This is a genomic window from Streptomyces atratus, assembly GCF_014648655.1.
Classification (GTDB): Bacteria; Actinomycetota; Actinomycetes; order Streptomycetales; family Streptomycetaceae; genus Streptomyces; species Streptomyces atratus.
On the sequence record NZ_BMRN01000002.1, the window covers coordinates 224,466 to 243,453 of the forward strand.

At 69.7% G+C, this 18,988-nt stretch carries 19 protein-coding genes, 1 tRNA gene and 1 pseudogene; 13 read left to right on the plus strand and 8 right to left on the minus strand.

Annotated elements, in window-relative coordinates; genetic code table 11:
- The first annotated feature begins 36 nt into the window (after positions 1-36).
- From IEZ15_RS04035 to IEZ15_RS04055, 5 genes are all read left to right on the plus strand, one after another.
- Positions 37-276 (plus strand): acyl carrier protein, encoded by a 240-nt coding sequence (locus IEZ15_RS04035; protein WP_114244571.1) that lies wholly within the window; start codon positions 37-39, stop codon positions 274-276.
- Positions 273-1,517: a beta-ketoacyl-[acyl-carrier-protein] synthase family protein gene (locus IEZ15_RS04040; protein ID WP_229845733.1), complete on the plus strand. Its 1,245-nt coding sequence runs from the start codon at positions 273-275 to the stop codon at positions 1,515-1,517. The genes IEZ15_RS04035 and IEZ15_RS04040 overlap by 4 nt, the downstream gene beginning before the upstream one ends.
- A 51-nt stretch (positions 1,518-1,568) precedes the next feature.
- Positions 1,569-2,618 (plus strand): fatty acid desaturase family protein, encoded by a 1,050-nt coding sequence (locus IEZ15_RS04045; RefSeq protein ID WP_114244570.1) that lies wholly within the window; start codon positions 1,569-1,571, stop codon positions 2,616-2,618.
- Positions 2,619-2,983: 365 nt separating this feature from the next.
- The gene (locus IEZ15_RS04050) at positions 2,984-3,754 is read left to right on the plus strand and encodes an AfsR/SARP family transcriptional regulator (RefSeq protein ID WP_189274301.1); all 771 of its coding nucleotides are present in this window, start codon (positions 2,984-2,986) and stop codon (positions 3,752-3,754) included.
- A 78-nt stretch (positions 3,755-3,832) separates the two neighbouring features.
- Complete coding sequence (locus tag IEZ15_RS04055) at positions 3,833-4,954, plus strand: FkbM family methyltransferase (RefSeq protein WP_229845734.1); 1,122 nt, start codon at positions 3,833-3,835, stop codon at positions 4,952-4,954.
- Positions 4,955-5,037: 83 nt separating this feature from the next.
- Here IEZ15_RS04055 and IEZ15_RS04060 read toward each other — a convergent pair whose 3' ends face one another.
- The 6 genes from IEZ15_RS04060 to IEZ15_RS04085 all read right to left on the minus strand — a co-directional run bounded on the left by IEZ15_RS04060 (position 5,038) and on the right by IEZ15_RS04085 (position 8,864).
- Complete coding sequence (locus IEZ15_RS04060; protein ID WP_114244567.1) at positions 5,038-5,205, minus strand: ABC transporter ATP-binding protein; 168 nt, start codon at positions 5,203-5,205, stop codon at positions 5,038-5,040.
- Positions 5,206-5,296: 91 nt separating this feature from the next.
- On the minus strand, positions 5,297-6,298 hold the full coding sequence (locus tag IEZ15_RS04065) for a DUF2156 domain-containing protein (protein ID WP_189274303.1): 1,002 nt from the start codon (positions 6,296-6,298) through the stop codon (positions 5,297-5,299).
- 117 nt (positions 6,299-6,415) lie between these two features.
- Positions 6,416-6,506: transfer RNA gene (locus IEZ15_RS04070), tRNA-OTHER, on the minus strand.
- 119 nt (positions 6,507-6,625) lie between these two features.
- Positions 6,626-7,048, minus strand: a complete 423-nt coding sequence (locus tag IEZ15_RS04075; RefSeq protein ID WP_189274304.1) for a hypothetical protein — start codon at positions 7,046-7,048, stop codon at positions 6,626-6,628.
- Complete coding sequence (locus tag IEZ15_RS04080; RefSeq protein WP_194535960.1) at positions 7,045-7,974, minus strand: helix-turn-helix domain-containing protein; 930 nt, start codon at positions 7,972-7,974, stop codon at positions 7,045-7,047. Before IEZ15_RS04080 ends, IEZ15_RS04075 begins: the two co-directional genes overlap by 4 nt.
- A gap of 161 nt (positions 7,975-8,135) precedes the next feature.
- Positions 8,136-8,864, minus strand: coding sequence for a VC0807 family protein (locus IEZ15_RS04085; protein WP_189274306.1), 729 nt, complete (start codon positions 8,862-8,864; stop codon positions 8,136-8,138).
- A gap of 229 nt (positions 8,865-9,093) precedes the next feature.
- Between IEZ15_RS04085 and IEZ15_RS04090 the strand changes: the two genes are divergently transcribed.
- Positions 9,094-9,699 carry a DUF4291 domain-containing protein gene (locus IEZ15_RS04090; protein WP_189274307.1) on the plus strand — a complete coding sequence of 202 codons (606 nt, stop codon included), beginning with the start codon at positions 9,094-9,096 and terminating at the stop codon, positions 9,697-9,699.
- A 63-nt stretch (positions 9,700-9,762) separates the two neighbouring features.
- Positions 9,763-10,485 carry a DUF981 domain-containing protein gene (locus IEZ15_RS04095; protein WP_114244561.1) on the plus strand — a complete coding sequence of 241 codons (723 nt, stop codon included), beginning with the start codon at positions 9,763-9,765 and terminating at the stop codon, positions 10,483-10,485.
- A gap of 5 nt (positions 10,486-10,490) precedes the next feature.
- Here the strand turns inward: IEZ15_RS04095 and IEZ15_RS04100 are convergent, their stop codons facing one another.
- Complete coding sequence (locus IEZ15_RS04100) at positions 10,491-11,063, minus strand: AAA family ATPase (RefSeq protein WP_189274308.1); 573 nt, start codon at positions 11,061-11,063, stop codon at positions 10,491-10,493.
- A 190-nt stretch (positions 11,064-11,253) separates the two neighbouring features.
- Here IEZ15_RS04100 and IEZ15_RS04105 point away from each other — a divergent pair, with 190 nt between their 5' ends.
- The 4 genes from IEZ15_RS04105 to IEZ15_RS04120 all read left to right on the plus strand — a co-directional run bounded on the left by IEZ15_RS04105 (position 11,254) and on the right by IEZ15_RS04120 (position 17,040).
- Complete coding sequence (locus IEZ15_RS04105; protein WP_189274309.1) at positions 11,254-13,914, plus strand: alpha/beta fold hydrolase; 2,661 nt, start codon at positions 11,254-11,256, stop codon at positions 13,912-13,914.
- On the plus strand, positions 13,911-14,786 hold the full coding sequence (locus IEZ15_RS04110) for an ABC transporter permease (RefSeq protein WP_189274310.1): 876 nt from the start codon (positions 13,911-13,913) through the stop codon (positions 14,784-14,786). The genes IEZ15_RS04105 and IEZ15_RS04110 overlap by 4 nt, the downstream gene beginning before the upstream one ends.
- Before the next feature lie 132 nt (positions 14,787-14,918).
- Entirely contained in the window at positions 14,919-16,514 is a 1,596-nt protein-coding gene (locus IEZ15_RS04115) for a vWA domain-containing protein (protein ID WP_189274311.1), read from the plus strand.
- Positions 16,515-16,590: 76 nt separating this feature from the next.
- Positions 16,591-17,040 carry an anthrone oxygenase family protein gene (locus tag IEZ15_RS04120; protein ID WP_189274312.1) on the plus strand — a complete coding sequence of 150 codons (450 nt, stop codon included), beginning with the start codon at positions 16,591-16,593 and terminating at the stop codon, positions 17,038-17,040.
- Here IEZ15_RS04120 and IEZ15_RS44450 read toward each other — a convergent pair.
- Positions 17,038-17,124, minus strand: a pseudogene (locus IEZ15_RS44450) (nucleotidyltransferase domain-containing protein); the annotation flags it as partial. The gene IEZ15_RS04120 and the pseudogene IEZ15_RS44450 overlap by 3 nt on opposite strands.
- On the opposite strand from IEZ15_RS44450, the gene IEZ15_RS46350 reads away from it, so the two are divergent.
- Positions 17,098-17,232 carry a hypothetical protein gene (locus IEZ15_RS46350; RefSeq protein WP_268250340.1) on the plus strand — a complete coding sequence of 45 codons (135 nt, stop codon included), beginning with the start codon at positions 17,098-17,100 and terminating at the stop codon, positions 17,230-17,232. The pseudogene IEZ15_RS44450 and the gene IEZ15_RS46350 overlap by 27 nt on opposite strands.
- Positions 17,233-17,441: 209 nt before the next feature.
- Positions 17,442-18,950 (plus strand): FG-GAP-like repeat-containing protein, encoded by a 1,509-nt coding sequence (locus IEZ15_RS04125; RefSeq protein WP_189274313.1) that lies wholly within the window; start codon positions 17,442-17,444, stop codon positions 18,948-18,950.
- Positions 18,951-18,988: the final 38 nt, after the last annotated feature.

An 18,988-nucleotide genomic window follows, 5' to 3' on the forward strand; every position in this document is an offset into this window, starting at 1 on the left:
CGTCCCGCCCTGTGCGTACACCGTAAGGAGACAGACATGCCCAGCGTTCTCGACCGGATCACCGAGGTCCTCGTCAGCCGGTTCGGAGTCGAGCCGGAGGAGGTCACCGAGGACACCACGATGCGCGATCTCGACCTGGACTCCCTGGCCCTGGTCGAATTCGCCCTGGTCGCCGGTGGTGAGTTCAACATCCAGATCGACGACGAGGAAGTCGGCGCGGAATCGTCGGTCAAGGACCTGATCTCCCTGATCGACAGCAAGAGCGCGGTGCTGTGAGCCCCGGCCGCGACGACGCCGGGGCCCGTGACATCGCGGTCACCGGTCTCGGCCTGCTGACCCCGGCGGGCAACGGGGTGGCGGAGAACTGGGCGCGGGTCCTGGACGCCGAACCGACCGCGGCCACCGACCCCGGTCTGGCGGGGCTGCTGGTCGACTTCAGCTGCCGCGCCGCGGACTTCGACCCGGTGGCCCACTTCGGCAGGCGACGGGCCTGGCGGCTCGACCGCTACGTACAACTGGCCCTGATCGCTGCGGCGGAGGCCGTCCACGACAGCGGGCTCGACCCTGCCGACTGGGACGGAGCCCGGGTCGGCGTGGTCCTGGGCAACGCCCTCGGCGGCACCGCCACGTTCGAGCAACAGGTCCGCACCCTCGACCGGCAGGGGGCGGCGGCCGTCTCACCGATGCTGGTGCCGATGTCCGCGGTCAACATGGTGTCCGGTTACGCGGCCATGGAGTTCGGCGCCCTCGGCCCCAACCTCGTCACCGCCACGGCGTGCGCCTCGGCCTCCACCGCCATCGGCACGGCACGGGACCTGCTGCGGTCCGGTACGTGCGACGTGGTGATCACGGGAGGCACCGAGGCGAGCCTGACCCCGGCGGTGCTGTCCGGCTTCGCCCGGATGGGAGCACTCTCGCGGCGGTGCGACGATCCGGCCGCGGCCTCCCGCCCGTTCGACACCGACCGGGACGGGTTCGTGGCGGCGGAGGGCGCGGGGATGCTGGTCCTGGAGCGGTCGGCCGACGCCCGCGCCCGCGGCGCCCGGGTAAGGGCCCGGCTGAGCGGATACGGAGCATCGGCCGACGCCCACCACGCCACCGCTCCCGACCCGGAGGGGCGGGGCGCCGAACGCGCGATCCGCACGGCGCTGCGCGACGCGGGCGTGGCCCCCGACGAGGTCGACCATGTGAACGCGCACGGCACCTCGACCCCGCTCAACGACCTCACCGAGGCCCGGGTGCTGAAACGGGTGCTCGGCACGCGTCCCGTGGTGACGTCGTCCAAGGGCGTGACCGGGCACTCGCTCGGTGCCGCGGGCGCCATCGAAGCGGTGCTCACCGTCCTCGCGCTGGAGCAGGGGACCGTGCCGCCCACCGCGAACCTCGACAGCGTCGACCCCGCCATCGAGGTCGACATCGTGGCGAAGGCGCCCCGGGCCCTGCCGATCGGAGTCGCCCTGAGCAACTCCTTCGGATTCGGGGGGCAGAACGCCGTACTCGTGTTCACCGCGGCCTGACGGCGGCGCCATCCGGCCCGGCAATTCGGCCCGACATGAAGGAGAACGCTCATGCCCGCCCGACAGGACTCCCTGACCATCTCGCCGACAGGATCCTTCGAGGAGCTGTCCGAACTGGTCAAGCAGGCCGGGCTGATGGATCCCCGGAAGGACTACTTCACCTTCAAGATAATCTCCAACCTCGTTCTGTTCGGGGCCTGCTGGGCGGCCCTGTTCTGGTTCGGGGACACCTGGTGGCAACTGGTGACCGCGGTCGCGCTGGGACTGGCGTTCGTCCAGACCGGCTTCATCGCGCACGACACGGGCCACAAGCAGATCAGCAAGGCCAAGGTGCCCTCCGAGGTACTCGGCGCCATCCACATGAACCTGCTGATGGGCACCGCGTACGGCTGGTGGATCAACCACCACAACCGGCACCACAGCAACCCCAACAACCTCGACCGCGACCCGGACACGATGCGTCGTCAGGTCATCTTCGACGTGGACGAGATGCCGGCGAAGGCGACGAGCGGATTTCGGCGGTTCGTCATCCGCTTCCAGTCGGTGATGTTCTTCGTGCTGCTGGGGCAGGAGGCCTGGCGGCTGCACGCGTCCGGCTTCAAGGCGGCACGGGCGGGTGGGCTGCGCCGCCCCGTCCTGGAGCTCGGGCTGATCGGGGTGCACGCCGTGGTCTGTCTGGCAGCCGTGTTCACCGTGCTGTCACCGCTGACCGGTGTGGTGTTCGTGCTCGTCAACCAGGCGGTGTTCGGCCTGTATCTGGGTGCCGTCTTCGCCCCGAACCACAAGGGCATGGTGGTCTACCGCAGCGATGTCCAGCTCGACTGGCTCCACCGTCAGGTACTGACGTCACGCAACATCCGGTCCAGCCGGCTGACCGATTTCCTGTACGGGGGGCTGAACTACCAGATCGAGCATCATCTCTTCCCCGCCATGCCCCGGGTCAATCTGCGGTACGTACGGCCGATGGTCATCGACTACTGCGCGGAGCACTCCATTCCGTACCGGGAGGTGTCCGCCTGGGCCTCGTACCGTGAGGTGGCACGCTTCCTCGGGAAGGTCAGTGACGAGGCCCGCAACGGCGCGGAACCGCAGGCTGCGTGAGTGTCCCGGCCGGGTCCGCCGGTGCCCGATCCGGCGGCATCGCACGGCATCGGATGCCGCTGGGCCCGCGTGCCGGATGGTACGTGGGCCCTCAGCCGCACCGGCCGGCGCCCAGGCGTTCTTGGGTATTTTTTTGCATTCCCCGCTGAGAATGGGTTTTATCACGCTCCCCGGTGAGGCGTCAATTACTGGATGGGTAATGGACTTTGCCAATTGCCGTACTGCACAGTTGGCTGAACGGGGGGCGTGCTCGACAGACCTTCAACGAGTTACGGCCCTTCCCGACGGTCAACGGATGATTGGACACGGGGGGATTCGTGACATTCAGGGTTCTTGGCTCAGTGGGAATAATGAACGGAACCAGTTTGACCGCTTTACGGGGTGCGCGTCAGTGCACGCTGCTCGCGCTGCTGCTCCTGAAGGCGGGGGAGCCGGTGACCAAGGAGCAGTTCTTCGAGGAGCTGTGGGAGGAAGGTATACCGAGTCAGCCCGGGAACGCCTTGCAGGCCCAAGTGGCCCGGCTGCGAAAAGTGCTCCGCGCCGAGCTCGGTGACGAGTTCGTCTGCCGGCGGCTGATCACCCGCCCGTCGAGCTATGTGCTGGACGTCGACCCGCTCGAAGTGGACGTGCACCTCTTCGGGTCCCTGACGAAACAGGCGCGCGCTTCGATGCGTAACGATCCGGCGGGCGCGAGGGAGCTGTTCGACCGGGCCCTGTCGCTCTGGCACGGTGCGCCGCTGGAGGGGGTCACCGGCGGCCCGATCTGCCAGAGTGCCGCCGCGCAGTTCGAGGAGAACCGGCTCTCGGCCGTGGAGGCACGGATACAGCTCGATATCGCGATCGACGGATACGCCCAGGCTGTCAGCGAGTTGAAGATGCTCGCCTACCTCGCCCCCTGGCGGGAGCGGCTGTTCGAGCTGCTGATGGTGTGCCTCTACCGCCTCGGTCGTCAGGCCGAGGCCATACAGACCTACAACCAGCTGCGCAGCCGTCTGGTCGAGGAGTTCGGGATGGAACCCTCGCCGAGCGTCAAGAGCTGCATGATGGCGATCCTCAACCAGGACCCGGCGCTCGGCGGCGCCGAACGGCTCGTGGTGGCACGTACTCCGCTGGCCGGTTCCGCGGTCGCGTCCTGACCCGCAGTCCCGGCGCGCCGCTCCCCGCCCCACCCCCACGCATCCCGGAAGCGATTGTCGATGACGGAGGATTTTCTCGTGACGAAGCCCGACCGGTCCCCTTCGCCGAATGCGCCGAAGACGGAACTCGACGAAGTGCGCGATCTGATTCTGCGATACCCCGGAGTCGCCCGTGTGCGACTGGACCACACGTCCGCGGGCCGGCTGACTGCGTGCATCCAGGGCTGGGAAAATGCGAATGACCTGTCACCCGCCGGGCCGCTGAGCGAACTCGCCGAGATCAATCCGCACGAGACACGCTTTCTCTACGACGAGATATTCTCCGCCGAATCCTACTTACAGGGCGGCATCACCCTGCGCGAGGACGCGGTCGTCTTCGACGTGGGCGCGAACATCGGAATGTTCAGCCTCTTCGTCGGGGCCCGCTGCCCTTCGGCCAGTGTCTTCGCGTACGAGCCGGTGCCCGATGTCTTCGATGTGCTGCGCCGCAACGTCGAGCGGCACGGAGTGTCAGCACGGCTGCTCCCCTTCGGGCTGTCCGACCGGGAGCAGGAGATCGTCTTCAACTTCTACCCGGGCATCTCGATCATGTCGTGCCGCAGTGACTACGCGGACCTGGACAACGAGGTCGATCTGATCAAGCAGTACGTCGTGAACACCCGGGAGGCCGGTGCCGCGGGCCGGGACGATCATCTGGCCCAGGTGGAGGCCCTGGTCTCCAAGGACTTCGAACTCACCGAGCGGCGCTGCCGGCTGCGGCCGCTCTCCGATGTGATCGAGGAGACCGGAGTGACGCGCATCGATCTGCTGAAGATCGATGTGCAGCGGGCCGAGCTGGATGTCCTGCGGGGCGTCGCAGACCGTCACTGGCCCTTGATCCAGCAGATCAGCATGGAGGTCCACGACGAGAAGGGCACCCCGACCGAAGGCCGGGTGCAACTCGTGCGGGACCTGCTGACCGCGAACGGTTTCCGGGCCACCGTGGCCGAGGAGGACCTGCTGCGTGGCACCGGCCGGTACGCCGTGCAGGCGGTGCGCCCCGAGTACGCGGACGATCCCCGCCCGGTGGTGGCCTCGGCCGAGTCCGGCAGGCCGCGCCTCGACCCCCGGGCCATCGCCGACTGGCTGGCCGCACGCCTGCCTGCCGGACGCCTTCCGGACGAGGTCGTGCTGGTCGACGCCCTGCCCCCGCAGAGCTGAGCGACCGGGCCGCCGCCCGCACAGCTGAAAGACCCCCGGGCCTGCGGGCCAGGGGGTCTTCCGCGCGGCGAGAGGGCAATCCGTCAGGCGGTGGCCTCCCCGGGCACCGCATCCAGCAGGGCGTCCAGTTCCGCCAGTGCCAGGTCTGCCGCCGCGGCGGCGGCAGCGCTGTCCGGGTCGCCGGCCAGGCCGAAGAACGAGTTCAGCAGCTGGCCTTCGGCGGCCTCCAACTGCTCCGGTGTCGGTCCCATGACAAGCTCCCGGGTCTCGGAACGGATCGGTTTGCTTACTCCGTACGTCACGAAGGGACGGCGGGCCGCACCGGGCAGGTGCGGCGCGTCCTCAAATGGCGTTGGCCGCCTTGAAGATGTGAAGAAGCCCGCTCAACCGGGCCTCGCCCTGGAAGGCCACGTACTCCGGCAGCACCAGCGGTGCCCACTTCTGCTTGTACGCCAGCTGTGTCTGAGCCGGGTACACGGCGGCGCCGTTGGCCAGCATCCACCGCATGAACCAGGCGAAACCCCTGCTGGATCCGGGTACTTCGTACTCCTCGGCAAGCCCGGTGAACGGGGTGAAGCCGAAGTGCAGCCAGTCGGCCCCCTCGGCGACGAAGGTGTCGATGGCCGTCCTGTTGATGGCCTCCATGATGCCCGGCACCTTGTCCGGAAGACGGCGGCTGAGGTCGTGCAGCCAGCCGCTGCGACTGCCGTGGGCGGGGGAGTAGGAGATGTACCCGACGGGCTTGCCGTCGATCCGGCCCACGAAGAGCCGGCGCAACGCCTGTGCCTCGCCGCCCAGTTCACCCACCAGGAACTCCAGCGGCTTGGCGTGCTCGCCCTTGCTGCCCAGCCAGGCGCGGTCGACCTCCGCCACCGCCTCCGCGCACTCCGCCAGCGGGCTCTCCGTCACGGTGAGCCCGGCCCGGAACGAGCGGGCGATCTTGTTCCGCAGCTGCATGAAGCGCGTGCCGCGCAGGCTGAAGTCGGCCAGGTCGATGGCGTACGAGGCGCCCACCTGGTTCACGGTGAAGCCCTGTTCGGCGTACAGGCCGGTCTCCGCCCGCTGGAGCTGGACCGACACGACCAGGCGCTCCTGGGCCGCGGCGAAATCCAGAAAGCCCTTCAGTAGCCGGCCTGCGGCCTCCGGGGGAGAAATGGGGCCGCCGAACTGCACCAGATACGGTCCGGAGGTCCGGTACACGATCACTCCGGGCAGCCCCGGCAGCGAGAAGCGGGCATTTCCGCTGCTGAGGGCCAGGAATCCGCTGGGATTGTCGCTGAACTCCGCCACCGCGCGGAGCGTGTTGTCGAAGTCGGTGCTGTCTGCCGTGACACTGGAAGTCATCCTGCACGCCCCACGAGAATAGACGGGTAATGCGGTCTGCCGCCGCGCAGCGGGAAATCAGAAAGATCCGGCCCTGCTCCTGATGGAGTGCAGGGCCGGATCCATTGCTGCGTGCTGCGGAGAGGGCAGGATTCGAACCTGCGTGGACCGTTGCGGGCCCGACCTTGCTTGCGCGCGGTCCCCGATAAACCACTCCGGGCACCTCTCCGTGTTCCCGGTCCGGTTTCCCGTCCCGTTCACAAGTAAGAGTCTGCCAGAGGGGCCTGACATGGCTCTGACGCCCCGCTGATGGTGTGCCGGGCCGGGCGGACCCGGCCCGGCGCACCATCACATGCGCCGCAGGCCCACGTACTGGAGCGCACCCATGGCCGCCACCACCAGGCCCTGGAACACGATCCATCCGTCGCCGATGTTCGTCGCGGTCAGCGCGTCCACGGCGACCGTCGCGACGCTGGCCACGGCCCAGGTCACGTTCAGGGTGATGATGGCGAGGACAGCGCCGCGGTTGATGTTCTCCTGGCGGGAGACGACCAGCACCCACAGGGCGTACACGGTGAGGAACACACCCACCGGGTACTGCACCGAGAGGTTCACGCCGAGGAACGAGTCGAGGACCGTGGCGAGCACGAGATATCCGATGCCGTTCGCACCGGTGAGGATCACGTCCGCCACGAGGGCGAAGCGGAGAAGGCCGTCGGAACGGGCGGCGCCCGTCACCGGGACCGTACCCGCGTTCTGGGACGACGTCATGAGGTCTTCCTTTCGTTGTCGTGCTGCTGATGACCTGGAGGTGGGGGCTGAGTGGCCCCGGAGGTACTCCCCGTATCGGGGGACACCGGGGCGGGCGAACCGAGGAGGAACCGGGTCTCGGTATTCGCCGGCAGGAATGATTCGAGCGCGATACCGCCCAGTGGACCGGAGGGGAGATCGGAGAACAGGGTGCCGGGGCGCTCGCCGAACGAGGTGACGATGTGGAAGAACGTCAGCAGGTGCCCCTCCCGGTACAGCTCGATGGGCAGAAGCAGCCGGTCCGCTTCCCCGGAGCCGTCGAATTCGGCATCCGCCGATCCGGAGAATTCCGCGTCCCGCCCCGATGGAAGGTCGGCTATGGACACTTCCAATTCCCGGAGGCGTTCGTCCCCTGTGATTGCGCTCCAGCGCCGCAGCATGCGCATGACGTGGTATCTCACCTGAGCGAGATTGGTCAGATGCGGCGCCAGCCCGTCCGGGTGAAGAATGATGCGGAGAAAATTGGCGGGCGCCAGGAGATGACCGGCGACCTCACTCATCAGTGTTTCCATCGTGTGATTGAGGGCCACGATGTTCCAGCAGCTGTCGGTGACCATGGCCGGATATGGCTCATGACCGGTCAGCACCTTCTCCAGAACCGGGCGGGCATCATCCGGCAGCGGGGGAACGCTGTCGTACCAGCGCAGCCTCCCCGCCGCGGTCGCGCGGTCGACGAGCTGCTGCCGGTGCGCAGGCGGCAGCCCGAGGGCCTGGGCGATGTGGAGAACCGTCTCGGCATCGGGCGTCTGCTCGCTGGCCTCGATTCTCCTCAGATGGTTGAGGGAAAAGCCGGCCCGCTCGGCAAGTACCTGCTTGCTGAGCGATCTCTGGCGCCGCAGGTCACGCAGGAGCAGCCCCAGGACTCCGTCGTCTTCTGTGGAACGCATGCCCATGCGGGGACGGTAATGACCGGCACGGGGCCACCTCAATTACCTCCCAGGTAATGCTCGTAGGGGCTGCACCGGCTCGCGGGACGTGTCGGGGCCCGCCCGCCCCAGCCGGAAAAGGGGAGCCGCGAAAGCAGCTCCCCTTTTCCGGCCTCACCATGTCAACGCGTACCGTCCGCGGTCCTCTCGGTACCGACCGCCTGGGCGATCATCCGTTCCATCGGAACGGCGCCCACCCGCCCCGAGACCAGGAACGCGAACACCATCGTCGCGACCATGATCACCGTGCCGAGCCACACCATCGTCCCGACCGGCACGGTGTACGCCCCCACGGTCCGCACCACGCACTCACCCAGCAGCGCCGCACCCCACACCGTCGAGAACCGCATCTCCGCCCGCCGGAACGCCGCCGACCGAGCCGAGAGCCGCTGCCAGGCGCTGTCCTTGGCGGCATCGCCCTTGGTCAGCCACGGCCGCACCCCCGCGCTCATCATCGGCTGTCCCTTCAGCGCGGTCACCAGAATGACGATCCCGATGATGCTGCTCACCCCGCTGTCCTTGGCGAGCATCAGCCGCGGGTCACCGACCACCAGACTCGTCAGCAGCCCGACCGCGTTGACCGTCACCATCAGTGCCGCCAGCCCGTTGAGCCGGCGCTTCTGGACGACACCCCACACGGTGCGCACGGCCGGCACCACGCTGCTCCAGGCCAGCGCGGCGAAAGTACCCATGCCCGCCGCCTTCAACGCGTAGTACGAGACGAGCGGCACCCCCACATCCACGAGCAGCGGCATCACGCTGTCCAGCAGCGCCTTGCGCGGAGCGAACGGGGCGGCGGCGACCGGAGCATCTGCGACAGGGGCGGTGGCTGTGGCGGCCGGGCTGGTCATGACGGGTTCCTCTCCCGTATCGGCGGGCGCCTTCGCGGCCCCGCTCTCGATACGTACAGACTGGCCGCCGGAGCCCGGTGCCCGGCAGAGCCGCGTGTACCGAGGTCCGTATGACGAATGTCAGTCCCTGCCGGTGACAGCGGCTGCTCACCGATCGAGGGAGGCCGGGGGCTCCGACGCACCCGAAACTCGCTCGCCGCGCCGGTCGTACCGGTGCTGTGATGAGGCCATGACCGCCCCGACCAGGCCACAGCACGAGATCCGCGCCCAGTACACGGATACGACCGTCACCGTCTACCAGGCGTACGCCCCGTTCATCGGCCTTCCGGCCGCACGCGACGGGCGCTTCCCGGAAGTCTGGAAGCGCGACCGCATGACATGGATCAAGCCGAGCTTCCTGTGGATGATGTACCGCTGTGGCTGGGCCACGAAGGAGGGCCAGGAGACCGTTTTGGCCGTCGAGATCACCCGTGAGGGCTTCGACTGGGCCCTGGCGAACTCCGAACTCTCGCATTACGTGAGGGGAGTTCACCCCGACCGCGCCGCCTGGCAGCGCAACCTGCGCCGGAGCCCGGCCCGTGTCCAGTGGGACCCCGAGCGCGACCTCCGCCTCAACCGGCTGCCTTACCGTTCCCTCCAGCTCGGGCTCTGCGGTGAAGCGGCGCGGCGATACGCGGACGAGTGGACGGTGTCGATCCGTGACGTCACCCCGCTCGCCCGGCAGATCCACGAACGGGTGCGGGCCGGGCGGCTCGACGACGCGGCGGAACTCCTGCCGCGGGAGTCCCCGTACCCGCCGTCCGGCGCCGCGCTCCCGGCGGGGGCGACAGCCTGACCCGTAACCCGGGCAAAAGAGTTAATACCCCATAAGGAACATGCCTGGCGTTACGCTCCGCGCATGACCCACCACGCCATCCTCCTGGCGGCATCCGGCCTGAAGATCGACTGGGCCAGGATGCCGACGTACAACACAATCATGGCGGTGGCCGCCGGTGTCGGGCTGTTGCTCGTGGTGGCGCTGGGGCGTCAGCTCCTTGCGCCCGAGCGCATCATCACCCCCGACGGCTGGGTGCTGGCGTTCGGGGCCGTCGGCTTCATTCTTGTCACCACCGGCCTCCATATGACCCTGACCTGGCCGCTCGCCGGACAGGGCTTCCCGTTCGACAACGTCATCTTCGGCGAGCCGGCACTCGCCTTCGGCGTCTTTCTGCTGGCCGCGTCCTTCTACCTCTGGAAACGCGGCGCCGAACTCAACAGCGCCGACCGCATCGTCCGCACGGCCCGCGTCGCCTCGCCCATCTCCGTCTTCGTGTTCGGCCTCGGGCTCGCCTGCTTCGGGATCGCCGCCGCGGGCTGGAAATACACCCTCTTCGCCGCGCCGCCCGAGGAACCCGTCTCCGGAGAATTCGCGAAGTGGCCGATGGTGGAAGCGAGCTTCATGTCCGGGCTGTACGTCCTCGTGGGCATCGGCGCACTCCTGTTCCCGTTCGCGCTGCACCGGCCCAAGAGCTGGATGGCTCCGGTCATCGGAGTCGTCTGGGGTCTGGCCGGACTGGCGTTCCTGTTCTTCGGAGGCCTCAACTACTTCACCCACATCGGCCTCATCGTCAACACGATGTGAGTCACTCAGGACCGCGGTGGGCCCGGTCGGACGGCCGGGCCCACCGGGTCCCCCCACCCCGTGACGGCCACCACCTCGCGCGCGATGTCCGTCACCTTCCGCCCGTCCGTCGCCACCCGGACCGTGTCCGCCGGTGAATGCTCGTCCAGGAGACGGGCCTTGCGGACACTGTTCGCCACCTCACGGTCCAGTTCCGAGCCGATCTCGCGTCCCGAGAGCCGGCCGTACGTCGTGGCGTCGGAGGCGGTGAGCAGGACGCGGACGATCCGCACGTCCGCACCCATCGCACGCTCGAACATCGCCGCCGACTCCGGCAGCACACTCACCGTGTTCGTGTAGATCAGGCGCCGGCAGCCGAGTTCCGCGAAGTTGGACCAGACCGCCGTCAGATTGCGCTCGGTGATCCCCGCGCGGTGCGGATCGCCCTCCGGCGCCGGATGGACCTGGCCCATCAGATCGCCCTCCACGACCGCGTGCGCCGCCTCCACGGCCTGCAGTTGCGCCGAGACCTCCCAGGCCACGGTCGACTTGCCGACGCCCGCGCGCCCGCCGATGAGCAGTACCTCTGCGTGATTCATGTCGGCAGGGTGCCAGCCCACTAGGGCTCCCACGATCCGATTGCGCGGCCGTGTCGAACGCGCCCGCCCGAACGGCACGGCATACCGCGCATGGAGTACGGCGGGGGAGTGCCGTACACCGCAAGAAGGCCGGAGAGTTCCCCCTGGCGGCTGCCTGCGCACGGCGACTGTCGGCTTAGGGTCGTGAACCATGGAGACCCCTATTGCGCGTACGTCCCGGTGGCGGCGACCGCTGCCCCGTAAACGCGGCCGGTGGGCCGCGGGCCTCGCGGCGCTCGTCGTGCTGGCCGGTGCGGGCACCTGGACCGCAACTGCCGACGACGGCGGGGCCGCCGTGCACCGCCAGGACCGGATGATGCGCGTGGACGGCGTGTCCATCGACACCTCGTACTTCGCCACCGGGGGGACGCAGCGCAGGCCCGCCGTGCTGATCGGGCACGGATTCGGCGGCAGCAAGAACGACGTACGGGCGCAGGCCGAACAACTGGCCGGTGCCGGGTACGCCGTGCTGACCTGGTCCGCCCGCGGGTTCGGGAAGTCGGGCGGGGAGATCGCACTCAACGCCCCCGACCGCGAGGTCAAGGACGTGTCCCGGCTGATCGACTGGCTGGCGGACCGGCCCGAGGTGGAGCTCGACGCCAAGGGCGACCCCCGGGTCGGGGTCACCGGGGCCTCCTACGGCGGAGCCGTCTCGCTCCTCGCCGCCGGGTACGACAAGCGCGTCGATGCCATCGCACCGCAGATCACCTACTGGAACCTGGCCGACGCCCTCTTCCCCGACGGGGTCTTCAAGAAGCTCTGGGCCGGAATCTTCGTCACCACCGGTGGCGGCTGCCAGAAGTTCGAGAAGCGGCTCTGCGACATGTACGAACGGGTCGCCGTCAGCGGGAAGCCGGATGCCGCCGCCCGAGCGCTGCTGACCGAGCGTTCCCCGAGCGCCGTCGCCGACCGGATCAAGGTGCCCGCGCTCATCGTGCAGGGGCAGTCCGACTCGCTCTTCCCGCTCGGCCAGGCCGACGGCATGGCCGAGGCGATAAGCGGCAACGGCGCGCCGGTCGCCGTCGACTGGATCGCCGGTGGGCACGACGGCGGTGACCTGGAGACCGACCGGGTGCGGCAACGGATCGACGGATGGTTCGACCGGTATCTGAAGGGCGACAAGGGCGCCGACACCGGGCCCGGCTTTCGCGTCACCCGGACCGGAGGTATCGACTCCACCGACGGGGCCGCCCTCACGCGCGGGGCGAGCAGCGATACGTATCCGGGGCTGAGCAGTGGAGGAGAAACGATCGACCTCGGGCGTCGGACGCAGTCGTTCCGTAACCCGGCCGGGGCCAACCCGCCCGCCATCTCGGCCGTTCCCGGCGTCGGCGGCGGGCTCTCCCAGCTGTCGTCCCTCGGCGTCGGCCTCTCGATCGACTTCCCGGGGCAGTACGCCCGCTTCGACTCGGCCCCGCTGGACAAGTCCCTGCGCGTCACCGGCTCACCGACCGCGCGTGTCGTCGTCGATGCGGAACGGGGCGACGCCGTGCTGTTCGGGAAGGTGTACGACGTGTCGCCGGACGGCAAGCAGCAGGTGCTGCCCTCCCAGCTGGTCGCACCCTTCCGGATCCCGCAGTCTCAGCAGGGCAAGGGCGTGCAGCTGACGCTCCCCGCCATCGACCACCAATTCGACGCAGGACACCGGCTCCGCCTGGTCCTCTCCGCCACCGACCTCGGCTACGCCTCACCGGCCGAGCCGACGACGTACAAGGTGACCGCAGACGGCCCGCTGAGCGTCCCCACCGCCCCCGCCCTGAAGACCGCAGCGGCCACCTTGCCCTGGTGGACCTGGGGGCTCCCGGCCGGCGCCGTCGTGATCGCCGCCGCGTTGCTTTTCACCGCCCGCCGCCGCACTGTGACCCCCGCACCCGATCCGACGCTCGCCGGTGTCCCTCTCCAGATCACCGGCCTGTCGAAGAAGTACGCCAGGTCCGCCGACCGGTACGCCGTGAAGGAACTGTCCTTCCGGGTCGAGAAGGGGCAGGTGCTCGGCCTCCTCGGACCCAACGGCGCGGGCAAGACCACCACCCTGCGCATGCTCATGGGGCTCATCACGCCCGACGACGGCGAGATCCGCGTCTTCGGGCAGGCCATCCGGCCGGGAGCGCCCGTGCTGTCCCGGGTCGGCTCGTTCGTCGAAGGAGCCGGCTTCCTGCCGCACCTGTCCGGGCGCGCCAACCTGGAGCTGTACTGGCAGGCCACCGGACGGCCCGCCGAGGACGCCCACATCGAGGAGGCCCTGGAGATCGCCGGGCTTGGTGAGGCACTGGCCCGCGCCGTCCGTACGTACTCGCAAGGCATGCGGCAACGGCTGGCCATCGCCCAGGCCATGCTCGGGATGCCGGACCTGCTCATCCTCGACGAACCGACCAACGGACTCGACCCGCCCCAGATCCGCGAGATGCGCGACGTGATGATCCGGTACGCGGCCGGGGGCCGGACCGTCATCGTCTCCAGCCACCTCCTCTCCGAGGTCGAACAGTCCTGCACCCACCTCGTGGTCATGGACCGCGGCCGGCTCGTCCAGACGGGCCCGGTCGCCGAGATCACCGGCTCCGGCGACATGCTGCTCGCCACCAGCGCGCAGGACATCGCCGAACCCCTCGTGGGGAAGGTCGCCGCACTGCCGGGGATCGGCTCGGCCGTCCGTACGGACGACGGCCGCGGACTGCTCGTACGGCTCGACGGCGCCACCTCGTCCGAGCTGATCGCCGAACTGGTGCGGCTGGACATGCCGTTGACCGGTGTCGGGCCGCACCGCCGCCTGGAGGACGCGTTCCTCACCCTGATCTCCGGAGGCTCCGCATGAGTGCCGCAGTCGATGCCACAGAAGCCGCCGAGGCCCCCGGCTACCGCGCCCGGCGCACCCTGCCGCTGCGTGTCGAGGCGGTACGTCAGCTGCGCAGGCGCCGCACCCTGCTCATGGGCGGGGTGCTGGCGGCGCTGCCGTTCATCCTGATCGCCGCGTTCGCGATCGGCGGCACGCCGTCCTCCCGGGGCGGCGGTGACCGGCTGACCCTGATGGACACCGCGACCGCGTCCGCCGCGAACTTCGCCGCGACATGTCTGTTCGTGTCCGCCGGTTTCCTGCTCGTCGTCCCGGTGGCGCTGTTCTGCGGGGACACCGTCGCCTCCGAGGCCAGTTGGTCCTCGCTGCGCTATCTGCTGGCGGCGCCCGTGCCACGGGCCAGGCTGCTGTGGAGCAAGCTCGTCGTGGCGCTCGGCTTCAGTCTGGCCGCGATGGTGCTGCTGCCGCTCGTGGCGCTGGCCGCGGGAGCCGCCGCGTACGGCTGGGGGCCGCTCGAACTTCCCACCGGCGGGGCGCTGGCGGCCTCGGACACCGTGCCGCGCCTCGCGCTCGTCGTCGCGTTCATCTTCGTCTCCCAACTGGTCACCGCCGGGCTGGCGTTCTGGCTGTCGACGAAGACCGACGCCCCGCTGGGCGCGGTCGGCGGGGCGGTCGGGCTGACCATTGTCGGCAATGTGCTGGACGCCGTCACCGCGCTCGGGTCCTGGCGCGAATTCCTGCCCGCGCACTGGCAGTTCGCCAGGGCTGACGCGCTCCAGCCCGATCTGGAATGGGGCGGCATGGCGAAGGGCGCGGCGATCTCGGTGACCTATGCCCTGATCCTGTTCGCCTTCGCCTTCCGGGGGTTCAGTCGTAAGGACATCGTGTCCTGAGCTTGACGTTCCGCCGATTTCCCGGCCTCCGTTGCCGCATCGAGATTCATCCGCAACGTCTTCGTCTGCTCCCCGGCACCGTCTCGCACGTCACATTCACAAGTGCTGACACGACGACGTTGGGGGCAGGGCATGGAACGCCGGACACGGAAGTACGTACGGACCTGGCGTGGGGCCCTCGGCGTGCTGCTGACGGGCGGGGTGCTGCTCACCGGGTGCTCGGGGGCATCCGACGGAACGGAGTACTCCTCCGCCGACCGCCGGGCCGCCCCGGCCCCCGCACCCGCCGCGTCGGGCGGTGCGGCCGACAACGACGGCGCGAAAGGTGCGGACGGCTCGAAGAAACAGGACGGGCTGCGGGAGTCCGCGCCGCCCGACTACCTGTCCACCTTCGCCCTGGACGTCGACACCGCCTCGTACGGGTATGCGCGCCGCACCCTCGCCGACGGCAACCTGCCGGAGCCGGCCACCGTGCGGCCCGAGGAGTTCGTCAACAGCTTCCGCCAGGGCTACCGGCGCCCGGCCGGCAACGGCTTCACCGTGAACGTCGACGGCGCCCGTGCCGGGGCCGACGGCTGGTCGCTGGTACGGGTCGGCCTGGCCGCCCGGGCGGCTCCCGCCCGTGACGAACGCCCGCCCGCCGCGCTCACCTTCGTCGTCGACATCTCCGGCTCGATGGCCGAACCGGGCCGCCTCGACCTGGTGAAGAGGTCCCTGGGCATCCTCACCGACGAACTCCGCGACGACGACTCGGTCTCCCTGGTCACCTTCAGCGACGAGGCTAAGACGCTGCTGCCGATGACCCGGCTGCGGGACCACCGCGGCAGGATCCGCGACCGGGTCGACTCCATGGAACCCACCGACTCCACGAACGTGGAAGCAGGCATCCGGCGCGGGTACGACGAGGCCGTCGACGGCCGGGTCAAGGGCGCCAACAACCGGGTCGTCCTGCTCTCCGACGCCCTCGCCAACACCGGGGAGACCGATGCCGAAGCCATCCTCGAACGCATCGACTCCGCCCGCCGCGAGTACGGCATCACCCTCTTCGGCGTCGGCGTCGGCAGCGACTACGGCGACGCGCTGATGGAACAGCTCACCAACAAGGGCGACGGCCACACCACGTACATCGCCGACGAGACCCAGGCCCGAAAGGTCTTCGTCGACCAGCTGCCCGCACACCTCGAACTGACGGCGCGCGACGCCAAGGCCCAGGTCGCCTTCGACCCGAAGACCGTCGAGAAGTTCAAGCTGATCGGTTACGAGGACCGGAAGGTCGCCGACGAGGACTTCCGCAACGACCGCGTCGACGGCGGCGAGGTCGGCCCCGGCCACACGGTGACGGCGCTCTACGCCGTACACCTCCGGGACGGCGCCTTCGGGCATGTGGCGACCGCGACCGTGCGCTGGCTGGACCCCAGGACCCGGGCCCCGCACGAGCAGACGGGGGCGGTCGGGACGGAAGCGATCGACGGTCCGCTGTGGGGCGGCGACAGCAAGCGGCTCCAAGTGACGGCGGTCGCCGCCTACTTCGCCGAGGCGCTGCGCGGGGGCCGGCTGCCGGGCGCGCCCGGACTCGGTGAACTCGCCTCACGGGCTGACACGTTGGCCTCCGGGACCGAGGACGATTCGGTACGGAAGCTGGCGACCGCGATCGGACGGGCCGACCGGCTCAAGGGCGGCGGGGACGACAACGGGTCCGGGGGCGCGCCGGAAGGCGAGATGGACTGACCGGGGGAGGCGTCGGGCCGCACCGGCATATGAAAGTGGGCTGTGCGGCCCGTCCGCCGACGCCATGATGTGCACCATGTCCTCCCTGTTGCCGACGCTCGCCGTGATCACGACCGGCCTCTATGCCGGCTTCCTGCTGACGTTCCTGATCGCGATCATGCCCGGCATCGCGGCACTGCCGGACGAACGGTTCACGGCCGCGATGCGCCGCTTCAACGAGAAGGTGCCCTCACCGGCCTTCCTGGTCCTCTTCCTCGGTGTGATCGCGCTCCCGGCCGCCGTGGTCGTGGGAGCCGACGGCGACGCGGACCGGGCGCTCGCAGTGGCGGCGCTGGTCTGCGCGGTCGGCAGCCACCTGATCACGATCACCGGGAACATCCCGCTGAACAAGGCACTCGCGTCGTCCGAGGGCGGCGGTGACAGCGCTGCCCGCGAGGCGTTCGAGTCCCGCTGGAACAACCTCCACCGGGTCCGGACGGCCCTGTCCCTCGCCGCGTTCGCGCTGCTGGCCGTGGCCGCCGGGTAGGGCGACGAGGTCGAGGTCGCTGCGGCCGGGCCGGTGGTCCCCCGGCGCGAGGGAGCCGTGCGCCCAGACCGCTTCAAGGGGCACGGCGCGACCGGCGTCGGCGATGAAGCGGTCCAGGAGGAGCCGGGTGGGCTGCGCCTCGTCGGCATGCATGGCACCGACTGCGGCACGGGTGCCGGGGCGCCGAAATGACGGACGACCGGATCAGGCCTCCGTACCGGGACCGAGGTGGAGGAGCTGTGACGGTCCGCCCGGGAACGCAACCCTCGGACGGGACCGCCGGTCTGAGTCTGCAAAGTGCCGGCGCGACGCATGATGTGCCCCCGCACTCCCGTACATCCCGGAAGCCCACCGAGCCCCGCACCCACCCCCCTCATCGCTCATCGAACGAAGGAGCCCACGTGGCAACCCGCGCTTTAGGAATATCCGTGGCCCTCGCCATCGCCGTGGCGGCCGCCGTGACCACCTTCCCCGCCGTGGCCCAGGCGTCGACGCCCGCCCCCGTGACAGCCTCCGCGACCCCTGCGGCGGCTGTGCCCGCCCCGACCCCGCGCCGCGACGACTTCAACGGGGACGGCTACCCGGACGTGGCGTTCACCGCGCCCGGTGCCACCGTCGGGGGCGCGGCGAAGGCCGGGTACGTGGGTGTGGTGTACGGCTCCAAGAGCGGTCTGAAGACCTCCACCAAGCAGGTCTTCACCCAGGACTCGCCCGGAATCCCGGACACCGCCGAGGCAGGGGACGCGTTCGGCAGCTCGATGGTCTCCGCCGACCTGGACCGGGACGGGTACAGCGACCTGGTGGTCGGCGCGCCGAAGGAGGCGATCGGCTCGTTCAAGTCGGCCGGTTCGCTCACCGTCATCTGGGGCGGCGCGCACGGGCTGTCGGGTGGCGCGACCCTCCTGACGGGCGACGAACTGTACGACGAGATCGGCGGCAAGGCCGCCGTCGGCGACTTCGACGGCGACGGCGCCCCGGACGTCGTCACCCTCGGGATGGGCAACACCCACATCCTGTCCGGCCCGTTCGAACGCGACGGCAGCGCGGCCGCTCCCGTCAGGGAGATCCTGGACATGGACGATCTGCGCCACCTGGACCTCGCCGCGGGCGACTTCAACGGTGACGGCCGCGACGACCTGGCCGGTGTCGTCCACGACGGCGACGAGTTCGACGCCCGGCGCATCCTCATCCGTAACGGCGGTGCCACCGGCCTCAGCGACAAGTACACCGTCGTCAACAGGCCGAATGGCTACCGCCTCCAGGGCGGCGAGACCATCGCGGCCGGCCACATCAACGGGGACAAGTACGCCGACCTCGTCGTGGGCCGCACGATCGAGGGCTACGACAGCGATCTGGACTATCCGCTCGCCCTGGGCGGCATGATCACCTACGTACCGGGCAGCGCCACCGGCCCGCGGGGCGACCGGGCCAAGGTCTTCAACCAGGACAGCGCCGGTGTCCCCGGTGTCGCCGAAGTGCACGACGGATTCGGCGCGTCGCTGTCGATCGGTGACATGAACGGTGACGGCTACGGCGACATCGCCGTCGGCGTGCCCTACGAGGACCTCGGCACGACGAAGAACGCGGGTTCGGTCCTGGTCCTCCCCGGCACCGCATCCGGTCCCACCGGGAAGGGCACCGTGGGCTTCAACCAGGACACGGCGAACGTCCCCGGGGCGGCCGAGGCGAACGACGGGTTCGGCGGCGCCGCCAAGCCGGTCGACGCCAACCGCGACGGCCGCACCGAACTGGTCGTCGGCGCCCCCGGCGAGAACGCGCACGCGGGCTCCCTGTGGGTCTTCCCGACCACGGCCTCCGGTGTGACGGCCAAGGGATCGTTCACGTTCGGCCACGGGACGCTGGGCACGGTGGCGACAGCCGCGGGGCTGGGTTCGTCGTTCAACCGCTGACACAGGTTCTCTGCCGCGCGTCACGATCACGGCCGGGG

Bases quoted from the DNA above. Each gene is read 5' to 3' on its own strand.
- IEZ15_RS04035 (WP_114244571.1), top strand. From the start codon at position 37: ATGCCCAGCGTTCTCGACCGGATCACCGAGGTCCTCGTCAGCCGGTTC.
- IEZ15_RS04045 (WP_114244570.1), top strand. From the start codon at position 1,569: ATGCCCGCCCGACAGGACTCCCTGACCATCTCGCCGACAGGATCCTTC.
- IEZ15_RS04060 (WP_114244567.1), bottom strand. From the start codon at position 5,205: ATGGGACCGACACCGGAGCAGTTGGAGGCCGCCGAAGGCCAGCTGCTG.
- IEZ15_RS04065 (WP_189274303.1), bottom strand. From the start codon at position 6,298: ATGACTTCCAGTGTCACGGCAGACAGCACCGACTTCGACAACACGCTC.
- IEZ15_RS04075 (WP_189274304.1), bottom strand. From the start codon at position 7,048: ATGACGTCGTCCCAGAACGCGGGTACGGTCCCGGTGACGGGCGCCGCC.
- IEZ15_RS04080 (WP_194535960.1), bottom strand. From the start codon at position 7,974: ATGCGTTCCACAGAAGACGACGGAGTCCTGGGGCTGCTCCTGCGTGAC.
- IEZ15_RS04085 (WP_189274306.1), bottom strand. From the start codon at position 8,864: ATGACCAGCCCGGCCGCCACAGCCACCGCCCCTGTCGCAGATGCTCCG.
- IEZ15_RS04090 (WP_189274307.1), top strand. From the start codon at position 9,094: ATGACCGCCCCGACCAGGCCACAGCACGAGATCCGCGCCCAGTACACG.
- IEZ15_RS04095 (WP_114244561.1), top strand. From the start codon at position 9,763: ATGACCCACCACGCCATCCTCCTGGCGGCATCCGGCCTGAAGATCGAC.
- IEZ15_RS04100 (WP_189274308.1), bottom strand. From the start codon at position 11,063: ATGAATCACGCAGAGGTACTGCTCATCGGCGGGCGCGCGGGCGTCGGC.
- IEZ15_RS04105 (WP_189274309.1), top strand. From the start codon at position 11,254: ATGGAGACCCCTATTGCGCGTACGTCCCGGTGGCGGCGACCGCTGCCC.
- IEZ15_RS04110 (WP_189274310.1), top strand. From the start codon at position 13,911: ATGAGTGCCGCAGTCGATGCCACAGAAGCCGCCGAGGCCCCCGGCTAC.
- IEZ15_RS04115 (WP_189274311.1), top strand. From the start codon at position 14,919: ATGGAACGCCGGACACGGAAGTACGTACGGACCTGGCGTGGGGCCCTC.
- IEZ15_RS04120 (WP_189274312.1), top strand. From the start codon at position 16,591: ATGTCCTCCCTGTTGCCGACGCTCGCCGTGATCACGACCGGCCTCTAT.